This window comes from Mesobacillus campisalis, assembly GCF_000986785.1.
Lineage (GTDB): Bacteria > Bacillota > Bacilli > Bacillales > Cytobacillaceae > Mesobacillus_B > Mesobacillus_B campisalis.
Genome location: NZ_LAYY01000100.1, coordinates 55,008 through 76,673, shown reverse-complemented (window position 1 = coordinate 76,673; position 21,666 = coordinate 55,008). Strand labels below are relative to the sequence as shown.

General features: G+C 47.1%; 21 protein-coding genes. 16 read left to right on the top strand and 5 right to left on the bottom strand.

What is annotated here, in order from left to right:
• Positions 1-55: 55 nt before the first annotated feature.
• The 3 genes from WQ57_RS23780 (at position 56) to WQ57_RS23770 (ending at position 2,181) form a co-directional block, all read left to right on the top strand.
• Positions 56-1,318, top strand: a complete 1,263-nt coding sequence (locus tag WQ57_RS23780; protein WP_046526123.1) for a S8 family serine peptidase — start codon at positions 56-58, stop codon at positions 1,316-1,318.
• 160 nt (positions 1,319-1,478) lie between these two features.
• Positions 1,479-1,943, top strand: coding sequence for a BsuPI-related putative proteinase inhibitor (locus tag WQ57_RS23775; protein ID WP_046526122.1), 465 nt, complete (start codon positions 1,479-1,481; stop codon positions 1,941-1,943).
• A gap of 43 nt (positions 1,944-1,986) precedes the next feature.
• Positions 1,987-2,181, top strand: coding sequence for a hypothetical protein (locus tag WQ57_RS23770; RefSeq protein WP_046526121.1), 195 nt, complete (start codon positions 1,987-1,989; stop codon positions 2,179-2,181).
• 63 nt (positions 2,182-2,244) lie between these two features.
• Here the strand turns inward: WQ57_RS23770 and WQ57_RS23765 are convergent, their stop codons facing one another.
• Positions 2,245-3,510, bottom strand: coding sequence for a TolB family protein (locus tag WQ57_RS23765; RefSeq protein WP_046526120.1), 1,266 nt, complete (start codon positions 3,508-3,510; stop codon positions 2,245-2,247).
• Positions 3,511-3,721: 211 nt separating this feature from the next.
• Here WQ57_RS23765 and WQ57_RS23760 point away from each other — a divergent pair, with 211 nt between their 5' ends.
• On the top strand, positions 3,722-4,507 hold the full coding sequence (locus tag WQ57_RS23760) for an SDR family oxidoreductase (RefSeq protein ID WP_046526119.1): 786 nt from the start codon (positions 3,722-3,724) through the stop codon (positions 4,505-4,507).
• Between the two features lie 59 nt (positions 4,508-4,566).
• Here the strand turns inward: WQ57_RS23760 and WQ57_RS23755 are convergent, their stop codons facing one another.
• Positions 4,567-5,619 (bottom strand): DUF4030 domain-containing protein, encoded by a 1,053-nt coding sequence (locus WQ57_RS23755; protein WP_046526118.1) that lies wholly within the window; start codon positions 5,617-5,619, stop codon positions 4,567-4,569.
• Entirely contained in the window at positions 5,606-6,169 is a 564-nt protein-coding gene (locus WQ57_RS23750) for a sigma-70 family RNA polymerase sigma factor (RefSeq protein WP_046526117.1), read from the bottom strand. Before WQ57_RS23750 ends, WQ57_RS23755 begins: the two co-directional genes overlap by 14 nt.
• A 227-nt stretch (positions 6,170-6,396) precedes the next feature.
• Here WQ57_RS23750 and WQ57_RS23745 point away from each other — a divergent pair, with 227 nt between their 5' ends.
• From WQ57_RS23745 to WQ57_RS23710, 8 genes are all read left to right on the top strand, one after another.
• Complete coding sequence (locus WQ57_RS23745) at positions 6,397-7,785, top strand: M28 family metallopeptidase (protein WP_241481624.1); 1,389 nt, start codon at positions 6,397-6,399, stop codon at positions 7,783-7,785.
• A gap of 160 nt (positions 7,786-7,945) precedes the next feature.
• The gene (locus WQ57_RS23740) at positions 7,946-9,181 is read left to right on the top strand and encodes an ABC transporter substrate-binding protein (RefSeq protein WP_046526115.1); all 1,236 of its coding nucleotides are present in this window, start codon (positions 7,946-7,948) and stop codon (positions 9,179-9,181) included.
• A 128-nt stretch (positions 9,182-9,309) separates the two neighbouring features.
• Positions 9,310-10,245 (top strand): carbohydrate ABC transporter permease, encoded by a 936-nt coding sequence (locus WQ57_RS23735; protein WP_046526114.1) that lies wholly within the window; start codon positions 9,310-9,312, stop codon positions 10,243-10,245.
• A gap of 1 nt (position 10,246) precedes the next feature.
• Entirely contained in the window at positions 10,247-11,068 is an 822-nt protein-coding gene (locus WQ57_RS23730) for a carbohydrate ABC transporter permease (RefSeq protein WP_046526113.1), read from the top strand.
• A gap of 18 nt (positions 11,069-11,086) precedes the next feature.
• The gene (locus WQ57_RS23725; protein ID WP_046526112.1) at positions 11,087-14,152 is read left to right on the top strand and encodes a glycoside hydrolase family 2 TIM barrel-domain containing protein; all 3,066 of its coding nucleotides are present in this window, start codon (positions 11,087-11,089) and stop codon (positions 14,150-14,152) included.
• Between the two features lie 68 nt (positions 14,153-14,220).
• Positions 14,221-15,903: an amylo-alpha-1,6-glucosidase gene (locus tag WQ57_RS23720; RefSeq protein WP_046526111.1), complete on the top strand. Its 1,683-nt coding sequence runs from the start codon at positions 14,221-14,223 to the stop codon at positions 15,901-15,903.
• Positions 15,904-16,785 carry a DMT family transporter gene (locus WQ57_RS23715; RefSeq protein ID WP_046526110.1) on the top strand — a complete coding sequence of 294 codons (882 nt, stop codon included), beginning with the start codon at positions 15,904-15,906 and terminating at the stop codon, positions 16,783-16,785.
• Between the two features lie 45 nt (positions 16,786-16,830).
• A complete protein-coding gene (locus WQ57_RS23710) occupies positions 16,831-17,850 on the top strand; it encodes a LacI family DNA-binding transcriptional regulator (RefSeq protein ID WP_046526109.1) in 1,020 nt (339 codons plus the stop codon).
• On the opposite strand, the gene WQ57_RS27245 is transcribed toward WQ57_RS23710, so the two are convergent.
• Together WQ57_RS27245 and WQ57_RS23705 are read right to left on the bottom strand one after the other, a co-directional pair.
• Positions 17,847-18,104, bottom strand: a complete 258-nt coding sequence (locus tag WQ57_RS27245) for a cation transporter dimerization domain-containing protein (protein WP_241481623.1) — start codon at positions 18,102-18,104, stop codon at positions 17,847-17,849. The genes WQ57_RS23710 and WQ57_RS27245 overlap by 4 nt on opposite strands.
• Complete coding sequence (locus WQ57_RS23705) at positions 18,005-18,439, bottom strand: cation diffusion facilitator family transporter (RefSeq protein WP_241481622.1); 435 nt, start codon at positions 18,437-18,439, stop codon at positions 18,005-18,007. Before WQ57_RS23705 ends, WQ57_RS27245 begins: the two co-directional genes overlap by 100 nt.
• 139 nt (positions 18,440-18,578) lie before the next feature.
• Here WQ57_RS23705 and WQ57_RS23700 point away from each other — a divergent pair, with 139 nt between their 5' ends.
• The 4 genes from WQ57_RS23700 to WQ57_RS23685 all read left to right on the top strand — a co-directional run bounded on the left by WQ57_RS23700 (position 18,579) and on the right by WQ57_RS23685 (position 21,652).
• Complete coding sequence (locus tag WQ57_RS23700; RefSeq protein ID WP_046526108.1) at positions 18,579-19,208, top strand: HAD family hydrolase; 630 nt, start codon at positions 18,579-18,581, stop codon at positions 19,206-19,208.
• An 89-nt stretch (positions 19,209-19,297) separates the two neighbouring features.
• Complete coding sequence (locus WQ57_RS23695; protein WP_046526107.1) at positions 19,298-19,600, top strand: EthD family reductase; 303 nt, start codon at positions 19,298-19,300, stop codon at positions 19,598-19,600.
• A gap of 360 nt (positions 19,601-19,960) precedes the next feature.
• A complete protein-coding gene (ftsZ, locus tag WQ57_RS23690; protein ID WP_046526106.1) occupies positions 19,961-21,232 on the top strand; it encodes a cell division protein FtsZ in 1,272 nt (423 codons plus the stop codon).
• Between the two features lie 96 nt (positions 21,233-21,328).
• Positions 21,329-21,652 (top strand): hypothetical protein, encoded by a 324-nt coding sequence (locus tag WQ57_RS23685; RefSeq protein WP_156183220.1) that lies wholly within the window; start codon positions 21,329-21,331, stop codon positions 21,650-21,652.
• Positions 21,653-21,666: the final 14 nt, after the last annotated feature.

Below are 21,666 nucleotides of genomic sequence, written 5' to 3'. Positions count from 1 at the left end.
CGATAAAAACACAGCAAACAAAAGCTGATGTTAAATGGTTGAGAGGGGCGATTGAATGAAGAAAAAACGACTGCTTGGAGCTGCTGCACTTAGTCTGACAATGGGGTTATCAGTTTTTGCATCGGGGGCTTTCGGACAGGGAGCAGATGCCAAGGAAACGTACCGGGTATGGATACAGGGTCCAAGTTCCGCCAAATCACAAGCCAAACAGGATTACGGGGTGCGCTGGGACTTTGGCAGCGATGGCTTCACAACCACAGTAAACGGAAAGCAATACCAGGCCTTATTAAAAAATAAAAATCTTAAAATCGAAGAAGTCCCGGAGGTTACCCTGGAAACACCGGTTGAGGCAACAGCAAAACCAGGCGCGGGAGCTGCATCGCTTCCTAGCGACCAGACTCCTTGGGGAATCGAAGCCATCTATAATGACAGCGCCATCCAAACTCCTTCCGGCGGTGACAATGTAAAAGTAGCAGTCCTGGATACAGGCGTCCATATCAATCACAGGGATTTGGCCGGCAGTGCGGAACAGTGCAAAGACTTCACGCAGCGAAATTCGCCTTTGGTCAATGGCTCCTGCGATGACAAGAACGGACACGGCACCCATGTGGCGGGGACGGTCCTGGCACATGGCGGAAGTGACGGACTTGGACTATACGGAGTCGCTCCCCAGGCAGACCTTTGGGCTTACAAGGTTTTGAATGACAGGGGCTCAGGCTATTCGGATGATATCGCCGGCGCCATTGAGCATGCAGCCAATGAAGCAGGCAGAACCGGCTCCAAAGTGATTGTTTCCATGTCGCTTGGCTCCAGTACAAAGAATTCCCTCATCGCGAATGCGGTTGACTACGCCTACAGCAAGGAAGTTCTTGTTGTGGCAGCAGCCGGAAACAGCGGTCCGAACGCGAACACGATCGGCTATCCGGGAGCCCTGACAAATGCCGTGGCCGTCGCCGCCCTTGAGAATGTGCAGCAAAACGGAACATACCGAGTGGCCGACTTCTCTTCCAGGGGGAACCCTGCCACAGCTGGAGACTATGTGATCCAGGAACGGGATGTCGAAGTTTCCGCCCCTGGCCGTGCGATTGAATCCACATGGTTTGATGGATCCTACAATACAATCAGCGGAACGTCCATGGCTACGCCGCATGTTTCCGGACTCGCCGCCAAGATTTGGGCCTCCAACCCTTCAATGAGCCATACACAGCTTAGAAGCGATCTGCAAAACCGCTCCAAGCTTTATGACATCAAAGGAGGCACAGGAGCCGCAACAGGCGACGACTATGCTTCAGGATTCGGTTTCCCGCGGGTAAAATAAATCAGGAATAAAGCCATCTGAGCTAAATTCAGATGGCTTTTCTTGTCAGGCTGCTGCCCCAAAACCATTTTGAGGCATGAGAACCGTCCCCCTGTAACGTTTAAACTTCCCGCACGACATATATAATAAGAAGTGAATTTACTTGGAATGAGGCGGGACAATGAAAAAAGCATGGATGCTGTTCCTGTTGGGAATTTTGCTTGTTGGTTGCGGAACACGCGGCAAGGTGCCGGCCAATGAGCCGGCTGAGGAAACGAGCGGCAAGGGGAGTGGGGGAATCGTGGCAGGTGAAATAGAGGCCAGCTTGACCGAGCAAGACACATTTTTGTTTGAATATGAAGTGAAGAACCAGACAGAAAAGGAAGTGACGCTTGAATTCACCAGTTCCCAGCGATTCGATTATTCGGTATCGACCAAAGACGGAAAGGAGCTGTTCCTTTTCTCAAGCGTAGCCAGCTTTTTGCAGGTACTGGGCACCGAGACCATCAAGCAAGGAGAGTCACTCACCTACGAAATCGACCTCACCGACCTCAACCTCGAAAAAGGCCAGTACCTCCTGTCAGCGTGGATGACCCCGCAAGACGGCCCAAAATACAAAACCACAACACATTTTACCGTGGAATAGAGCAGGGGGACGGTTCTCGTGCCTCATTAAAGTGTAAAGCACAATGAAGGTTCTCGTGCATCAATTCAACAAAAGCAGCCTGAGCAGGCTGCTTTTGTTTATGACATTCATTTGCGGAGTCTGCTTTTCTATTATTATAGGTAAAAAACAATTTGGACGTCTTGGCGCCGATTTTACCCTGAAGGAGACGGTTTGCAGGCCATCGCAATCGGACCAATTTAATCAATCGTTTGATTAAGAGACAAAACGGATATGTTCCTGAAATAATAAGAGCGGGGACAGCCGAAGTGTCGCCGCCCGCTTATTTTACAAGCATCTTCAGTGTTAGGGCAAAGAGGAAGGCGATTGCCGTACATCCAAGGATATAGGCGGAAATCATGCCTACAGCAATCCCGCCCCATGGGTCGCCGGTGGCTGCGACGATAAAGCTTGCAATAATGCCGAGAATCCCCAAAGCCAGACTGATCAGAACAGGCCTGAACGTTTTCGCTGGCCGGAAGTACAAAATGGCCAGCACCAGCAGCAGGGTATAGAGCCCTCCGATGGTCACGCCGTTTACCGCTGCGTCGAGAAATTTCATCGGACTGTTTGAACTATCTGCCTTGGGAAGAACCAATGAAAGCTCCTCTACATCGCCGCCGTCTAGGGCCACAGTATGAACCCGGTACTCCTCCGGGCTCGCCGGCCAGTTTCGATCATGAAGAAAGACAATCTTGTCTTCATTATGGTAAAAGACGGGCGAGACAACAGAACTTTTCAAATCGGTCAGCCGGGTGGACTCGCCATTTCTAAGATTCCGAACATACAGCTCATACTCAAACAGCGAGGAATTCTCCGATTCCGGCGATACCGCTGTGTAGGCAGCCTTGTCTCCATCCAGCGAAAAGGTCAGATAAAAAGGTTCAGCGGGCATCTGTGATGTTAGCTCAGAACCTCGTTTGCGTCCTTCTTCTATATTGTAGACATATACATCAGTAAAATCCTTGAAGTAGATTTCTCTGCCGTCCCTGGAGAGAGCCAGGCTCTCCATCGTAAAATGGTCAGAGTCTGTCAGCTGTTCCAGGTCATGGCCATCAATGCCGACCGAATACAAATCAAGGCCTTCCTTTGTTTCACCTTCCGCTTTTAGAAACTCTTCGCCTTCAATTGCAGCAAAGAACACCTTCTGTCCGTCCGCGGAAAAGAGCGCGTCCGCTACATGTAGACTATCACCGGACAGCATCTTTGGGGCGCTGCCGTTCTTATTGGCCACAAAGAGGGACTGAATCCTCTCTTTGTTCTCCGAAACGTACAGAATCTTCCGGCCATCCCTTGAATACGCAGGGTGCCGGTGGCGGTCTTCCTTTGGAAACGTGATTTGCTCACTTTTCATTGTATCCATATCGGCACTATAAATCGCTTCGCTGCCATTTTTATAATAGGAAAAGGCCAGGGCTTGATCGTCAGCCGACAATGCTAGCCTGCTCCCGAGACCTGTATGATATTTGTAGGCATCGCTATCCCGCATCAGGAAGTAGCTGACTGAAAAAGCCAGCAAAAGAACCGTAACGGCGATTCCAGTTAACAAGTATATTTTATTGATGTCTTCCCCCTCCTCTTATTAAACGAAAGGTATTCCGAATAATGGAAATTATGTATATGTCTTATTGTAGGGGAATGTGGCGTGCCTGTCACACCCTTTGCTGTCGAAAGACGATATTTTCCGGGGAATAATGGAGGATTTCGGGGAGTGACCAGCATGTAAAAAGGGAAGGAGATAAGAGTCAGGAGGGATTAGTGTGAGCAAAACAATTTTTATAACAGGCGGAGGGAGCGGGCTTGGCAAAGGGGCAGCGCTCGGGCTTGCCAGGAAAGGCTACAGGGTGATTGCCACAACGGAAATTACGCCTCAGAAAACCGCTCTCCTAAGGGAAGCGCGGGAGGAGGGGCTTGATCTTGAAGTGTTCAAGCTCGATATCACCAATGAAAGGGACCGGGTGCAAATCGCGGACTATGATTTTGACGTGTTTGTCGCCAATGCGGCGATCAATGAAGGCGGGCCGCTCGCAGAGGTTCCGATGGACCGCGTCCGCGCCCTGTTTGAAGTGAATGTGTTCGCCACCCTTGAAACGGTGCAGCTTGCCGCCAGCAAGCTGGTGAAAAAAGGGAACGGCAAAATTGTGTTCATGAGCTCCATGGCAGGAATCTCGGCCACACCGTATGTCGGCCCGTATACAGCGACCAAGCATGCGATAGAAGGGATTGCGCTAACGATGAAATCGGAACTTGAGAGTTTTGGAGTCAAGGTGGCGACCATCAACCCGGGTGCTTTTGACACGGGATTCAATGATCGTAGCGGCGAGGAAATCTGGAAATGGTTTGATGATGAAAAGAACTTCACGAAAAAAGAGGATATTCTCAAACAGCAGGAGGGGCTGAAGAACCAGTTCGACCCGGAGAGTATGGTTGAAAAAATGATTGAAATCATTCCCGCTGATTCCCACAAATTCCGCACGGTTTATCCCGAAGAAACAGAAAAGCAGCTGAAGAAAACCGAGCAGGAACGCTGGGAGATGGATGTTTAGCAAAAGGACAAGGGATTCACGCCCTTGCCCTTTTTTCCATGAGGCAGGAAACCCCTGCTTCAATTGATTTGTTTTTTGTCTTTGCCGAGGATGATTACTTCGTATGGGTCGCTACGGACATTTTTGGTGACTTCATCGGTTTGAATGAAGGTGGCGATTTCTTCCTCTATTCTGTCGGCAATTTCCCTGGCTTGGGGGTCGGTCGATTTTACCGATGTCTTAATTTTAATCTGCAGTGGCAGGGGGTGGAAGGAATACGAAAAGCCTTTTACTTTGAACTCTTTGTTTTCCATAAGTCCGCCTGCCAAGATGCTCATAATTCCCCTCTCATCCCAGCGAATTTCCTGTTCGCGGGCGGCCATGTCGATTTTGCGGATGTCTAGCTTAAAGTCGCTGCCGTATGGGGCGGCCGTCGAATGCAGAAGCTCTTCCAGCTCCTCCAGCCTCGTTTCGGTTTTTGGGATGGCGACATAGATGTACTTTTCAAATGAGTTGATTCTTGCCTCGACGGGAAAGGCAAGTTCATAGTTGTGTCTTTCAAGCTGTTCATTAATGCTTTTTCTCAATGCCATACTGTCTTCGGTGTACTTCTCCTCCTCAGGGGTCCCTTCATGAACCGGGTCGTAGACGACTTTGTCCCTGATAACCTCAATTTTGTAGGAGCCGAAGTTGTTTTCCTTTAGGGAAGTATCGATGGCGGGCACGATTTCTTCCTCAATCGCCTTGACTTCCGCTTTTGTGCCTCCGAACCATATCGTTATTTCCTTTTTGGGGACAGACACTTTCAGGTTTCGAAGGTCATACGGCTTTCCGTTAAGCACATCAAAAACAACGGAGTTCAGCGCCATTTTATATTCTTCCTGCTTGATAAACACGCTGAAATAAGGAATCTTGGCGGCAACCTTAACCATGGCCGGTGTAAAATTGGCGGTGCCAATGAGCAAGGCAAGCAAGGCCGCTGCGGCTATTCCGGAAATCGCCAATTTGTTTTTTGCTTTTCTTATCGGAAGATCCTCTGTTTTCACGGCAGTCCAAACTCTTTGCTTGTTCTTTTCATCAAAATGCAGCTGCTTTAATTCGGGATGGCCCTTTGGGTACTTAAACGGATCCATGAATACCAGCTCCCTCCATTTTCGTTTGCAAGGCTGTTCTTCCGCGGTGAAGCCTTGTTTTTACCGTGCTGCTGTTCAGGTTCAGCATTTGCGAAATTTCCAGGATCGACAGTTCTTCATAATAAAATAGGATGATTACTTCCCTTAGTTTAACGGGCAGGCGCAAAACCTGCTCAAAGATTTCCTCCCGATCTTCGTCTGCAAGCATTTGGTCTTCGGCCGATTTGGAGCCGCTTTGAAAAAGCGACAAAAGCTTATCCTTATAGGCAATGTTTTTGTACGACCAGCTGCGCAGCATGTCTTTGCATTTGTTCACGGTAATTCGGTAAATCCATGTTTTATAGGAGGATTTATTCTGAAACTCATCCAAATGGTGGTAACAGCTGATGAACACCTCCTGTGAAATATCCTCCGCCAGCTGTGTCTGCTTCACATATGTAAAGGCCAGCCTGACCACCATGTCGCCGTATTCCTCCATCAGCCAGGTTAAAACATCATCCTTTGTCACAAAGACAGGGAGCCCGGCTGTTTCCGTATCCCTTACGGACATTTCTCTCACCCCTTTTTTCTCAAACGTTAGACGGAGGGGAAGGGAGGTTGGTTCCTTTATTTTTAAAAAAGACTGTAGAGGTAAAGAAGCCCTAGATTTCAATTTATAATATTTAGAAAATTGGTAACTTAGTAGCTTGTACCCTCTCATTCTTGTGAACTACGATATGGATGTAAGAATCTGGGGGTTGCTAGTTTCCAGCAAGCCAACTAATGGGAGGGAAAAGCATGGTTTTACGAAAAATGGGGATAAAGGTAGCAGCTTCACTTTTAGCCTTATCAATGGCCTTCGGTCCAGTCGGGATTGCGGCTGCTGACGGAAGCAGCGGCAAATCGGCTTATTCACAGGATCAGAAAGTGGTGGCCAGGGTTGACTCTGCACGGGCAATCGAGCATGTGCGCTATCTGTCAGAAGAAATTGGCCCTCGACCTGGGGGGCTTCAAGCGGAGCATGAGTCCGCTGAGTACATTGCCAACGTCCTGAAGGGCTATGGCTATGACGTAGAATATCAATACTTCCCGGTTGCCGACCAGTACATAGCACAAGTTGCTCTTGCCGATGGAACGAAATGGCAGATGGCCGCTTCTCCGAATGGAAAGGTGAGCAAGGAAGCAGTCACTGGAGAAGTGATCTTTGTAGAAGGTGGAGGCAGTCTTTCTGATTTCCCGGCTGATACCGCAGGAAAGATTGTTGTGATGCCAAGAGCCTCGACTACAGCTGGATACCGTACACAAGTTGACAATGCAGTTAAATCCGGTGCGGCAGGTGTCATCCTGCAAAGCCTTGTCGGAAGCCGCGGAAACTACGGTCAGACATTCAATCCAAGCTTGACTACTAATGTTGACATCCCGGTCTTTGGAGCGGCGTTTATCCAGGGGGAATGGCTGAGAGAGAAGCTGGCGGAAGGGCCGGTTGAAATCAGCCTGACAGCAGAGCATTTCAGCAATCTGCAATCTGTTAACGTCATTGCCACTAAAGCTCCTAAGGTGAAAACAGCAGATACAAAGGAAGTTATTCTCGGAGCCCACCATGACAGCGTCGTTGGCGCGCCTGGCGGGAATGACAATGCTTCCGGAGTGGGTCTGATGCTGGAGCTTGCACGTGTGTATAAAGGCTATAACACCGATAAAGAGCTGAAATTCATCGCCTTTGGTTCCGAAGAGCGCGGCCTGCTTGGTGCGAGACATTATGTGAATCAATTAGATCAAAAACAGCGCGACAATATTGAAGCGGTCTTCGTTCCGGACATGGTTGCCACAAGCTATGAACCAGCGAAGAACCTGTATGCGATGACGCCGGATGGCAGCAGAAATGTTATCACTGACTCGACAGTGGCTGCCGGAGCCCGACTTGGAAATTCCGATATCCTTCCAGGCACATTCGGTTCAAGCGACCATGTTCCATTCCATCAGGCCGGCATCCCAGCCGCCTTGTTCATCTGGATGGGAGTCGACAGCTGGAATCCGCTAGTCTACCATATCGAGAAAGTCTACCATACACCGCAGGACACAATCGAAGACAATGTCTCACCTGAAAGAATGAAATCCGCCCTCGACATCATCGGAGCCGGATTGTTCGATGTCGTCAGGAAAGACGTGCCAGCACTAAACAAGTAATTATGTCTGAGAAGTAACGCCGCGAAAATCGCGGCGTTTTTTTCTTGTTTTTTTTACATAGAGGAAGACAGCCTGGTGTTTTAGTAAAAATTTTAATGAAAGCCTTTACTTTTACTAAAACCACCTTATAATAATCTTATAAACTACTAGGAGGGATAATATGAAATTATCCAAAATGCATTTTTTTGTTGTGTTATTGGTTGCCGCATCACTGATAGTCTCGGCCTGCAGTTCTACCGGTTCGAATGCGACAAAGACGGAAGACGGCAAGGTGACTTTAAGGTTTGCGACTTGGGATGTTGGTGATGATGTTAAATTGCAGCAAAAGCTGATTGATCAATTCAATGCTGAAAATAAAGATATAAAAGTAGTTTTAGAAGCTTATGGAAGCGAGTATGACACGAAAATAACGGCGGGTATGGGTGCCAAAGATGCTCCAGACGTGATGTACATGTGGAATTATCCGCAGTATCAAAATGCGCTTGAGCCACTTGATTCCTATATCAAGGACAAGGGAGAAGAATATAAGGAAAACTTTTATGAAACGTTATGGAACTATAATTCTGTAGGAGAAGAAATCCTAGGGCTCCCTGTGGGATACACGACCCACGTTGTTTACTATAATAAAGACCTATTTGATGAAAAAGGGCTTGAATATCCGGAATCTGGGTGGACATGGGAAGACTTTCAGGAAACAGCGGAAAAGCTGACGGATAAGGATAAGAAAATTACAGGGTTTGCCTTCCCAGGGCAGCCGGATCCATATGATTTTGAAATGTTTTTATGGGGCAATGGCGCTTCCTATGTTGATGGTGAAGGAAAACTTGAAGGAAACCTGAATTCCCCTGAATCGATTCAGACATTTGAAATGTTCCAGTCCATGCTGAAAGAAGGCATAGCGATTACGACGGAAGGCTGGGGAGATACAGAGATGAAATCAGGAAGGGTCGGCATGTTCATTAACGGTGCCTGGTATCTTTCCGCGTTCGAAGAAGCCGGCATTAATTATGGGGTAGTCGAAATCCCGGCGTTTGGAAATAACGAAAGTGCAAGCATTGTCAGTTCGTCGGGGATTGCCATGTCCAAGGATTCCAAACATAAGGAAGAAGCTTTCAGGTTCATGGAGTTCTGGACTGGTGAGCAGGCAAACAAGGAGAGAATGTCTTTTGAACTGCCAGTGCTGAAGAATGTAGTTGAAGAAGAGAAGTTAACAGAGGACCCTGTAAAGAAGGTGTTTTACTCCATGCTTGAACAAAGTGAAGGGTATACGCCTACATCCTTTATAATCGATGACTGGAGCAACCTGTCCGAGGATTTAAGCCTCGTGTTCGAACAGATATTCAACCCAAGCACACTTATGGAGCCGAAGAAAGTGATTAATGATGTAGTCAAGTAGGGGCAATGATGCACACGGGGATGGTACTATGCATTCAGGATCCATCCCCTTTATCCAGGACTAAGCAGGCCTGGGTAAAAGGCAGAGGCTTTTTATTCAATAGGTCAAACCAACTCAAGAGGGAAATTATGTTTACTAAAAAAAACAAACATACAGGTTTCACACTGGTCCGTAAAAGAGTGCCATATTTATTTATTTTACCTTGGATTATTGGGTATTTAGTGTTTACACTTGGCCCTTTAGCTTTTTCGTTGGTCATGAGTTTTTTTGATTGGCCCATCACTGGGGATGCCGAATTTGTGGGGATAGGGAACTTTGCCAAGATGTTCACTGGAGATCCCCAGTTCTATAATTCACTCCTTATTACTCTTAAATTCGCATTGATATTTGTCCCGCTAAATCTGTTTATTGCCTTATTGCTGGCCCTTCTGATTACGCAGCCAATTAAAGGAATGGAGATATTCAGGACAATCTTCTATCTCCCTGCTGTCGTCTCGGGTGTAGCGGTATCCATTATATGGGGCTGGATTTTCAACTCGGAGTATGGGGTTTTAAACTATTTGCTTTCCTTGCTTGGCATGGAGGGACCGCGCTGGCTGATTGATCCAAAGTGGGCCGTTGTTACGATCGTCATTGCCAGTGCATGGGGAGTGGGAACGATGATGCTGATTTTCTATACAGACATTAAAGGGATTCCCAATGAATTATATGAGGCAGCTTCCATCGACGGGGCCGGTCCAATCAGGCAGTTCATCAGCGTGACCATACCTTCCATTACACCTACCATCCTGTTTAACGTGATTACATCAGTTATTGCAGCGTTGCAGCAATTGACGCTGGTCCTGCTCCTTACAGGCGGAGGGCCATTGAAATCGACCTATTTTTATGGGTTGTTTGTCTATAACAATGCTTTTAAACACCACGAACTAGGTTATGCAAGTGCTAATGCGTGGTTTATGTTCCTCATTATCCTGCTATTGACACTCTTAATTTTTAAGACTTCCTCTACGTGGGTGTTTTATGAGACTGAGGTGAAAAAGGGAAAAAAAGGAGGGAGGAAATAAAATGAAGATAACCAGAAAGCATAAAATTATTGTTTACACCCTGCTTGTCCTTTTTTCACTCTACTTTCTGTTTCCTTTTTTATGGGCCTTGATTACAGCACTTAAGACACAGCAGGAAGTATTCAGCTACCCGCCCAAGTTCATTCCGGATGCCGCGCTGTTCAGCAATTTTATCGAAGCATGGAACAGTCAGCCCTTTGGAGTCTATTTCAAGAACTCGGTCATTGTAACAGTGATGACAACGATTGGCCAGCTTATATCCTGTTCCCTCGTTGCCTATGGCTTTGCAAGATATGATTTTAAGTTCAAGAATATTCTCTTTATCCTGTTGTTGTCGACGATGATGATTCCGTGGGACGTGACAATGATTCCACTTTATATGGAGTTCAATATGTTTGGCTGGATTAATACGTTAAAGCCTCTCATCGTTCCGGCGTTCTTTGGTTCAGCCTACAACATCTTTTTGCTGCGGCAGTTTTTAATGAACATCCCTAAGGACCTGGAAAATGCAGCAAGAATAGATGGTGCAAATGAGTTTCAGATCTTCTATAAAATCTTCCTTCCGATTATGAAAGGGCCGTTAACCCTTGTTGCGGTGCTGAATATCATATTGGTTTGGAATGATTACCTCGGTCCGCTCATTTATTTGAGTGACCAGTCCAAATATACAATGGCTCTGGGTTTGGCCTCTTTCCAGGGGCTCCACGAGCTGCAGATTATACCGATTATGGCTATGACGCTTGTCATGGTGATCCCGCCCGTAATTGTCTTTTTCTTTGCACAAAAGTATATCGTTGAAGGTTTAAGCGGATCCATCAAGTAAAAGTTCGGAGGGAATTACATGCAACGAGAAATGAAAAGGTGGGAAGACGTCGATCTTATCGCCATGAACAGACTGCCGGCCCACGCCGATTTCTACAGATACAGCGAGTATGATCAGGCTCTTGCCTTGAAAAAGGAGCAGAGCAAAGGATATGTCTTGCTTGACGGGAACTGGAAATTTCTTTATTTGGAGGCGCCAGAATACTCGCCGCCAAACTTTGAGGCGAAGGACTTCAATGTACAGCATCTGGAGGATATTGAGGTTCCTTCCTGCTGGCAGCTTAAGGGCTATGGAAACATGCACTATACCGATGTCCTGTACCCCTTTCCCATCAATCCGCCATTTGTGCCGCATGAGAATCCGACCGGAATCTATTTTAGGGACGTCATGCTGGATGAAATAAAGGAAGAAAAAGTCATTATCAAGTTCAACGGTGTCGACTCTGCCTTCGATCTCTTTGTCAATGGGCATCATGCAGGCTATAGCAAGGGGGCAAGAATGCCGTCGGAGTTTGATTTGTCCAATTTGGTCAGGAACGGTAAAAACCGAATAACGGTCAGGGTATACCAATTTTCGGACGGCACATATCTTGAAGACCAGGATATGTGGTGGCTTTCCGGGATTTTCAGAAGCGTGGAGTTATTCAGGATCCATAAAGATACGCTTGCCGATGTTACGATCGAAACCTTGCCTGATGACCAGTTTGAACATTTTATGCTGAAAATCAGTGGAACCTTTCTGACCCGGAGTGTCGCAAATGTGACCGTGAGGCTTTTCCAAAATGGTAAAACCGTGGATAGCTTCCCGGTCAGCGTGGGAAAAGGCGAATTTCAGGTGTACAGGGAAATGGTCAATCCTTTATTGTGGAATGCTGAACAGCCCAACCTCTATATTGCAGCCCTGGAGTATGAGCTTGGGAATGGAGAAGTTGAAATCGTTCCTGTCCGGTTCGGGGTAAGGTCGATCAATATCACTGATAATGAAATCCGGCTGAACGGGAAAAGAATTTTCTTTAATGGTGTAAACCGCCATGATTTTAATCCCGTATCGGGCAGGACGGTCACAAATGAAGATATGCTCCAGGACATCATTTTAATGAAAAAGCACAATATCAATGCTGTCAGGACAGCCCACTATCCCAATAATGATGTGTTTTATGATCTTTGTGATGAATATGGATTGTATGTAATCGATGAGGCGGATTTGGAATGCCATGGTTTTGAAAACACGGGGAAGTATGACTGGCTTAGCGACAATGAACGGTGGGAGAAGCAATATGTCGACCGGGCGGTAAGAATGGTGAAAAGGGACCGAAACCATCCAAGTGTCATAATCTGGTCCCTGGGCAATGAATCGGGGGCAGGCAGAAACTTTACTGCGATGTATCAGGCGATCAAAAAAGTCGATCCTTACAGGCTGGTCCATTATGAGGGAGACCGCCACGCGGCTTACAGCGATATGTATTCGACGATGTACACAAGATTAAGGGACCTTGAGGAAATAGGTAAGGACTCTGAAGGGAAAAAGCCGCATATCCTGTGTGAATACGGACATGCCATGGGGAACGGACCTGGAGGGCTGACCGAATATCAGGAAGTGATGAGAAGATATCCGAGACTGCAGGGCGGATTTATATGGGAATGGTCGGACCACGGCATCCGGTCGGTGGATGAAAACGGAGATATTCGCTATCTCTATGGCGGGGATTATGGCGATTTCCCTACCAATGGAAACTTCTGCATTGATGGCCTGGTATTCCCCGAACGGACACCATCGCCGGGACTGATAGAATACAAAAAGGTGATTGAACCGATTGTAACGGAAGCTCCAAGCCTTGAAAAGCGGCAGGTTAGGATAAGGAACAGGTATGATTTCAGAAATCTCGAAGGCATCAAGCTGAAAATCAGCGTTGAATCCTTTGGCACTAGGATCGAGGAGAAGTTCCTCAGCTTGCCAGCCATTCCTGCTGGGGAAGAAAGGGAACTGACTTTACCAATCTCGCTGGAAGATGTAATGCAATACGATGACGTCTGGATTCGTCTTGAGTATCTCGAACCTGAGAATTCCCTATATGCAGATGAGGGCCATCCCATTACGAGCGAAAGCTTTCTGCTTGAGGAGACGAAGGTTGAAAAAACGGTAATAGCGGAAGGGCTCCGTGCTGAGGCAGGAACAAAGGTGGACATCAGGGAGGACCAGACACGCCTTGTTCTTGAAAACACTTCCTTTAAAGCAGTTTTTTCGAAGGTCGAGGGACTTCTGCTGTCCTTTGAAATGAATGGCGAGGAAATCATCCATAAGGGACCTGGACTTACGCTTTGGCGTGCAGTGATTGATAATGATATGTACAAGAAGGACGACTGGGTGAACAAGTATTTCCTAAAAGCTGCCAAAGAGCAGTTTATCTCTCTGGATTATCAATTGAAAGAGGGATTCGTTGATGTCGAATTGAAAAAGTATTTATCCAGTGTCAACCAGGCTTGGGGATTCGACCTTATCTACAATTATAGGTTCACCATTGATGGTGTGCTGAATCTTCAGTTGAAGGGCAGCAAAGTGCTCAGGGGGAAAGACATACCGGAAATGCTGCCTAGAATAGGGGTTACGATGCATCTTAATCGGGATTACAGTGATGTTACCTGGTATGGCCGCGGAGATTCAGAGAATTACCAGGATAGCAAGAGAAGCCAAAGTATAGGGCTTTACACAAAGAAAGTGGAAGAAATGCACACCGATTATGTCTATCCTCAGGAAAATGGCTCCAGGTGTGATACATCCTTCCTTGCGCTGACGAAAGAAGACCAATCGGTTCTCATTAATTTTAAAGAATTGCGCGATTTCACTATCCACGATTATGAAGGTGATGCACTGGAGGAAGCTAAGCATCGGGGCAGGATAAAAAAGTCGCCGTACAATGTCCTCACCGTCGATTATAAACAAAGCGGACTGGGAAGCAACAGCTGCGGTGAGGAACAGCTTCCGCCTTATAAAGTGAGGGTGGAAGACTTCGAGATTGGTATGGAGATAAGGAAGGTTCAGAAGGAAAACTTGGTCGAAGAGAGCAAAGTTTTCAGAGCCAGGTAAGATAGGCAGGGGAAACCCTGCTTATTTGAACATGTTCCGCAGTATGTTAAAAGAACGGGGAGAAAAAAATGAGATTGGACATTAGGGAGATACCTTTTTCACGATTTGGATCGTATTTCTGTATTTCTAAAGATAAAAATTCAGAAGATGTGTTTCTAAGAGATGTACATGGCGGCGATGATGCCCCCTCCAACCTATTCAAGATTGACCTCCTGGAAAATGGAATCGAAACACAGTTTGACATCCATGCTGCCGAGGTATCTCTGGCTTTCCACATAAGAGGTCGGGCAGAGAAGGCAGCGGAAATCATCATTGCCGAAGAAGACACTCTTCATATTGATGTAAGGGACGCAGAGCTAAGGCTGAGGGCGACAAAAGGGAAGTATGATTCTTTAATGGAAATCGAGGACGGGATGTGTGAATACCACATTTATCCGAAGGAACTAAAGCTGATGATCGTTAACCTGACAGGGGAATGGACGGTCGATGCGCCCTGGAATATCATTGGGAATGATTTTATCGAAATGCGGCTGGGCAAAGGGCATTTCGTGATGGAAAGCTACCGGACTGTATACCGAAAGAAGAGCTATCCTTCTTTCAGCGAAGGAAAGGGGCAAGTTGAGAAGCTATATCAACAATGGTTTTCCTCCATGTCCCGGGGAATCGAAGCACCGGAATACGAGTCTTCCCTGGAGCGGGCCGCCTATATTACCTGGTCGAGTGTCGTTCATCCAGACGGAGCATTGAAAGAGTATGCGATGTATATGTCGAAATTATGGATGTATAATATCTGGTCATGGGACAATTGCTTTAACGCCTTAAATCTTGGGGAATGCTACCCGGAACTTGCCTATGCACAGTTGAACATCTTCATGGACACCCAGGATGAATCAGGCGCCTATCCTGATTTTGTAAATGATAAGTTCCTTTCGTACAATTGCATCAAGCCGCCGATTTTTGCATTTGCATATGAAAAATTGTTGAAGAAAAATGATTATTTCAAGGAAGAACAGCGGCTGAGGAAGGTCTATGAATCTACCAAAAAAGTGATGGACTACTTTGAACGGCATCGAACACTCCAGGGGAGGCTCCCTTACTATAAGCATGGGAATGACTCGGGATGGGACAATGCTTCGTTATTCCATGTCGGGCTGCCTGTCGAAGCCCCAGATCTTGCAAGCTTCCTAATCCGCTCCTATGATATCCTTTCCACCTTTGCGGGGATGCTGGGTGAGCAAGACGAGGAAAAAAGGTTCAAAGCACAGGCCGACTCCCTATATAGCCTGCTGATGGAGAGACTTTTAGATGCGGAAGGCTTCTATGGGCGAGTCGGAAAGGATGGGGATAAGATAAAGATCCGGTCAAGCTTGATTCTCAGGCTGCCTGCCATGATCGGCTATCGGTTGGATAAAGAGGTCCTGGCTGGGCTAGTCTCAGATATCGAAACCCGGTTTGAAACCGAATTTGGCCTGGCAACGGAGAGCCCCGGCAGCGAATATTACCGGGAAGACGGCTATTGGCTCGGCCCAATCTGGGCACCTGTCATGTACCTTTTTATTGATGCATTAAAAAATTATGGATATGAAGAAACCGGAAACCGGCTAAGGGATAAATTTCTTGATGTCACGCTCTCGGGGGGAATGGCGGAGAACTTTGACCCGTTCACAGGGAAGGGGCTTGTCGATACCTCCTTTACATGGACATCCAGTGTATTCCTACTGCTTCTACAGGATAAGTACAGGGAGGATTAAATGAAAAAATATTTTGCCGCAATAGGCCTAACCATTACAGCCATTATTTGGGGAAGCGGCTTTGTTGCCAGTTCCATTTCCCTGGATCACTTTACCCCCTATCAGATTTTAGCAGGGCGATTTATGATCGGGGCCATCATATTGGGAATCCTATTCAGCAAGAAAATAAAAAATATAAATAAAAGTATTTTAGTGAAAGGGGCGATATTGGGTGGGTTTCTCTATTTGGCCTTTGCCCTCCAAACAGTAGGGCTCCAGTACACGACCCCTTCCAAGAATGCCTTCATAACGGCAGTGAATGTAGTGATTGTTCCATTTATTGCCTTTGCTATGTACAAAAGAAAAATAGATAGGTATGAACTTGCAGGGACTGTTCTGGCCGTGGTTGGAGTGGGAATGTTATCGCTGAAACTTTCCTCGGGGATCAATATTGGCGATTTGCTGACTTTAGGCTGTGCCTTTGGATTTGCTTTTCATATCTTCTATACGGCAAAATATGTAAAAGAGGCGGATCCTGTTTTGTTAACGATAATCCAGATGGTCACCGCCGCCGCACTGGGAATGGCCGTTGTTCTCTTCAAGGGGGAGGACTTACCTTCTTTCGAGAGGGAAGGGGTGTTTTCCCTGCTTTACCTCGGAATCTTTTCAACCACCATTGCCTACCTATTGCAAACGGTCGCCCAGAAGCTGGTCAGTGAAACAAAGGCAGCGATTATTCTTTCGACGGAAGCCTTTTGGGGCATGGTATTTTCGGTCGCCATCCTGGGAGAAGTGATGACAGTCAAGATGCTGGTGGGAGCCATTCTCATCCTGAGTGCGATTATCATATCAGAAACAAAATTCAACTTTTTAAAGGAAAACAAACTAAAGAAAGTCTCATAACTGCATGCTGAAAAAGAAATAGAGCCTAAGGGTAGGAGAAAATGAATGGCCACAATCAAAGATATAGCCAAGCTGGCTAATGTATCAATAACGACAGTATCACGCGTATTAAATTACGATGAAACATTAAATGTCTCACCAGAAACGAGAAAAAGAGTATTTGAAGCCGCGGAGGAGTTAGCCTATGTGGTGGCTCCAAAGAAAAAGCCAAAAAGCAAGTGGAAAATTGGGCTCTATGACTCATTCTCCCTGGAGGAGGAGCTTGTCGATACCTATTATTTATCAATAAGGGTGGCCCTGGAAAAGAAACTGACAAAAAAGGGCATTGAATTTTACAGAATCGACAAGGAGAACCACGGGGACCATGTGAAAAAAATAGATGGAGTCCTGGCTCTAGGCACGTTCAAGAGCAGGGAGATTGAAATGATTAAAAGCTTCAACAAGCCATGTGTCTTTGTCGACTCCAATCCGGACGAACAATATTTTGATTCCGTGGTGATCGATTTTAATTCTGCTACAAGAAACGCGCTAAATTACCTGACTGAACTTGGACATGAAAGCATTGGGTTTATCGGTGGCGTCGAAACTGATATGTATGGCAACCGCTTTAAAGATTTAAGGCAGGACGTATTTGAAAAGTATTTAAAGCAAAAGAATATCTTTAAAGAGGAATTGGTGAAAATTGGCGGATACGATCCAAAGGACGGCTACATCCATTTAAGGGAAATGCTGACCAGCGAATCGAAACCGACCGCCGTATTTGTTGCCAACGATACCATTGCTGTCGGATGCTACAAATGTGCCTATGAACTAGGGGTGAAAATACCTGGGGAGTTAAGCATCGTTGGTTTCAACGATGTAGCCACAGCCCAATATATGGTCCCGCCACTGACAACCGTAAAGCTGTACACCGAAATCATGGGAGAAACTGCAGTCGACCTGCTAATTGAAAAACTTTCAACCAAAAGAGAGGTCAGCAAAAAAATCACCATCAACACCAAGCTTATTATAAGAGAAAGTGCCGCAGCTCCCCCGCAGGAAAAGAAAAAGAAACCCGAAAATTAGCAAAGAGAAACGCCGCAGAAAACGCGGCGTTTCTTTACTTCGCTAAAGGGTGCCTGACCCCCATTGCGGTGCAGTGTTAAAGGGTGCCTGACCCCATTATGGGTTGATGTGGACGAAGACCTTTTGGACGTCGCTGTGGCGAGCAGGGCTTTTTTTACTTCTTTTGAGATGAGATGTCCTTGTTCAACGGTAATATGAGGGTCGACTCCGACGCGGATGTCGATGACCAGGTAGTGTCCGTGATTTCTGGCCAATAATTCATGACTCTTTTGACGCCAGGAATCTTCGCTGCTGTTTCAATAAAAGGCTGTGTTTTCTCTGCATCGAGAACCTGCTCCATCATAGTCGAGCTTGCTTCCTTTGCCAGCGAAAAGCCGATTTTAATAACCAGCAGGGAAACGAGAAGCCCGGCGAGAGGATCAGGATAAACCAAAATCGGGATGTTGTAGCTGGCACCCAGTATCGCTCCAAGAACTCCGACAAATGCGGCAATAGAGGAAATCGCATCTGAACGGTGATGCCATGCTTCCGCCATCAAAGCGGAACTGTTAAGTTTCTTTGCAAGCCGGACCTTGTATTGATACAGCACCTCTTTCACCACTCACAACGCATAAGCGCAATTACGCCTTTGTAATTGCATCAGCAAGGCTGCTAAAAAGCATATCTTCTCCCTTTTAACTATGTATTACGGTATACTTGGAACAAACAAAATTTGGAAGGTTGATGAGATGAGAGTAGCGATTTTTGATTTTGACCGCACGCTGTTTCCGGAAGAAACATTTCCGCTGTTGATGAAGCACTTGAAAACCCACCCGCAGAAATACCGCTCCTTTATGTCGAGAATTCTGCCGATATATGCCGCCTATAAATGCAAGCTTTACCCCGAGCAAAGGATGAGGGAGCATTCGATGCGCAGCTATATCTCAGCTTTTGGAAAGGTTCCGGAAACGGAGGTTAACCAGTTTTTTTCCCAGCTGGGGAGCATGATGAGTGAAAAGCTGAGTGAGCCTATGCTCGCAAGGCTGCAGCAGCATCGGGAGGATGGGTATTATATTATGCTGGTGTCAGGCGCTTTTCAGCCTCTCCTGAATTCGGTGGCCGCCAAGCTCCCATTTGATGAGGTCATCGGCACTAATTTTCACAAAAAAAACCTGCAATACATAAATGGCAGCCGCAAAAGGGAAGTCGTACATGAGCGCCTGTCACATATGGAAGTGGACTGGGAAAACAGCTTTGCCTACGGAGACAGCTATACGGACTTGAATGTGCTGGAGCTAGTGGGCAACCCGGTGGCCGTTCAGCCTGAGCCCCGGCTTTTGGAGGTAGCGAGCCGCAGGCAATGGGAAATCCTCGCGTAGGCAGAGAATTGTCGAATGGTTTTCCTGTCGGCTTGCCCTGTGTGTCTTTTATAATAGACAGGAAGAATTCTATTCAAGGGGGTAAGGCAATGGCCAAGATGATTGTGATGTATGACCAGCCGAAGGACGTGGAAGGATTCGAGCAGTATTATCATGAAGTACATATTCCGCTTGTTGAAAAGGTACCTAACATCAAGGGAGCGAAAGTCCAGCGCGTCCTCCAGGCCATGAACACAACCGAGAAGCTTTACCTGATTGCCGAGCTTGAGTTTGAAAATCCGGCCGTCCTGAGCCAGTCCCTGGCGACACCGGAGTTCCAGGAAGTGCAGAGGGACCTGGCGAATATCATGAAGTATCTGAACAAGCCGCCAGTCGTGGTCATTGTAGACTAAAATACGTAAAAACCCGCCAATTTTGGCGGGTTTTTCTTGTTTTTATCCAAATTGGCCGCATTATAATCCCCCTACAGGCAATAAAAGTGGCTTTATTCCCCGTAAGCAGCAATATATTCCCCCAAAATCCTGTTTTATTCCCCCTAAAATATGATATATTCCCCCTAGAGGGAATAAAATCAAGGGACAATCCCCTATATTCCTCGTACTAGTAATAAAATGCCCCATTTCACTTTATTACTGTAAAATTACAGTTCTTTAACAAATCGCAGGATAAGACAGAATTTCCGCGGCGATGGCGAATTTTATAAGTATAGAGATAAATAGGGGGCAATCTGAAGCTATTAGGGGGACTTACATATGTTGGAATTTGAAACCAATATTGATCAATTTGCCACTATAAAAGTAATTGGCGTTGGCGGCGGAGGAAACAATGCCGTGAACCGAATGATTGAGGACGGCGTGCAGGGAGTAGAGTTCATTGCCGTGAATACAGACGCGCAAGCGCTCAATATGTCAAGAGCGGAGGTCACGATGCAGATAGGCGGTTCGCTGACCAGAGGCCTTGGCGCCGGAGCAAATCCGGAAATCGGCAGGAAGGCTGTCGAGGAAAGCAGGCAGCAAATCAAGGATGCCTTGCAAGGTGCGGACATGGTGTTCGTCACGGCCGGAATGGGCGGCGGAACCGGAACTGGAGCCGCTCCGGAAATTGCCCATATCGCGCGCGAACTTGGCGCCCTTACAATTGGGGTGGTGACTCGTCCTTTCGGATTTGAAGGCCGCAAGCGGGCACAAAATGCGGCAGCCGGAATTGAAGAGATGAAAAAAGCTGTCAATACTTTGATCATCATTCCAAACGAACGATTGCTGGAAATCGTCGACAGGAAAACGCCGATGGTTGAAGCCTTCAGGGAGGCCGACAATGTTCTCAGGCAGGGTGTGCAGGGCATTTCCGACCTCATTGCCGTACCAGGCTTGATCAACCTGGACTTTGCCGACGTAAAAACGATCATGTCCAACAGAGGAACAGCGCTGATGGGCATCGGGGTGGCGTCTGGGGAAGACCGGGCCGCCGAAGCCGCCAAAAAGGCGATATCCTCGCCGCTGCTCGAAACATCAATCACTGGAGCGAAAGGCGTCCTGATGAACATCACAGGCGGCACAAACCTCAGTTTATATGAAGTACAGGAAGCGGCCGATATTGTGGCGGCCGCAACCGATGAACAGCTGAACATGATTTTTGGATCGGTCATCAATGAAAACCTGAATAAGGAAATCATGGTGACCGTGATTGCAACCGGTTTTGATCATGATGAGGAGGAAGCTCAGCCATCGAACGCCTCGCGCCGGCCAGGAGACATGATCGCAAATTCCCGCCAGCAATACGAGGCCTCGCAGTCCAGGCAGCGGGAGACGGTTGCCTACGCAGAGCCTTCGAATTACGGCCAAGGTGGAAGCTATGGCCAAGATACAAACTCCGGGCAAGGCAGGAACCATGGCCAACAAAACCACCCAGACCAGCAAGGCAGCAACAGCCAGCCTTCACCTGCCCCTTACGAGCGGCAGCCTCAGAGGCAGGACGATTCGCTTGATGTCCCAGCATTCCTGCGGAAGCGAAGCAGAAGACGGTAACCAAAAAGGCCAAATCACTCGTGATTTGGCCTTTTTTTTAGGAATTCGTTAATTCTGCCATCCTGACGGGTAGATTCAATAAAAAAGGGAGGTTGAATGATGGAGCCATTGAGAAAGGAAGACCATGTTCCCGCCAAGCCTATAAAAGAAATGAGCCAGCAGAAGCTGTACAATGTGATTGGAGGAGTGCTGCTGCTTCTGTGGGCGGCAGCCGGATTGACAGAAAGGTTCGGGGCAGGCCATGTGTACCCGATCAATGATAAAATCACCGAATTTCTGATGTTTATCGCCGGGGTGGGCGTCCTCTATTTCGGACTGACAAACGCCTATTTTTCGGGGAAACTTAGCAACCGGGCGCTGACGGCCGTGCTTATCGCCCTATTTGCCGTTAATGCTATTCTGCTATTCTTTTATATATGAAAAAAAGCCCCCAA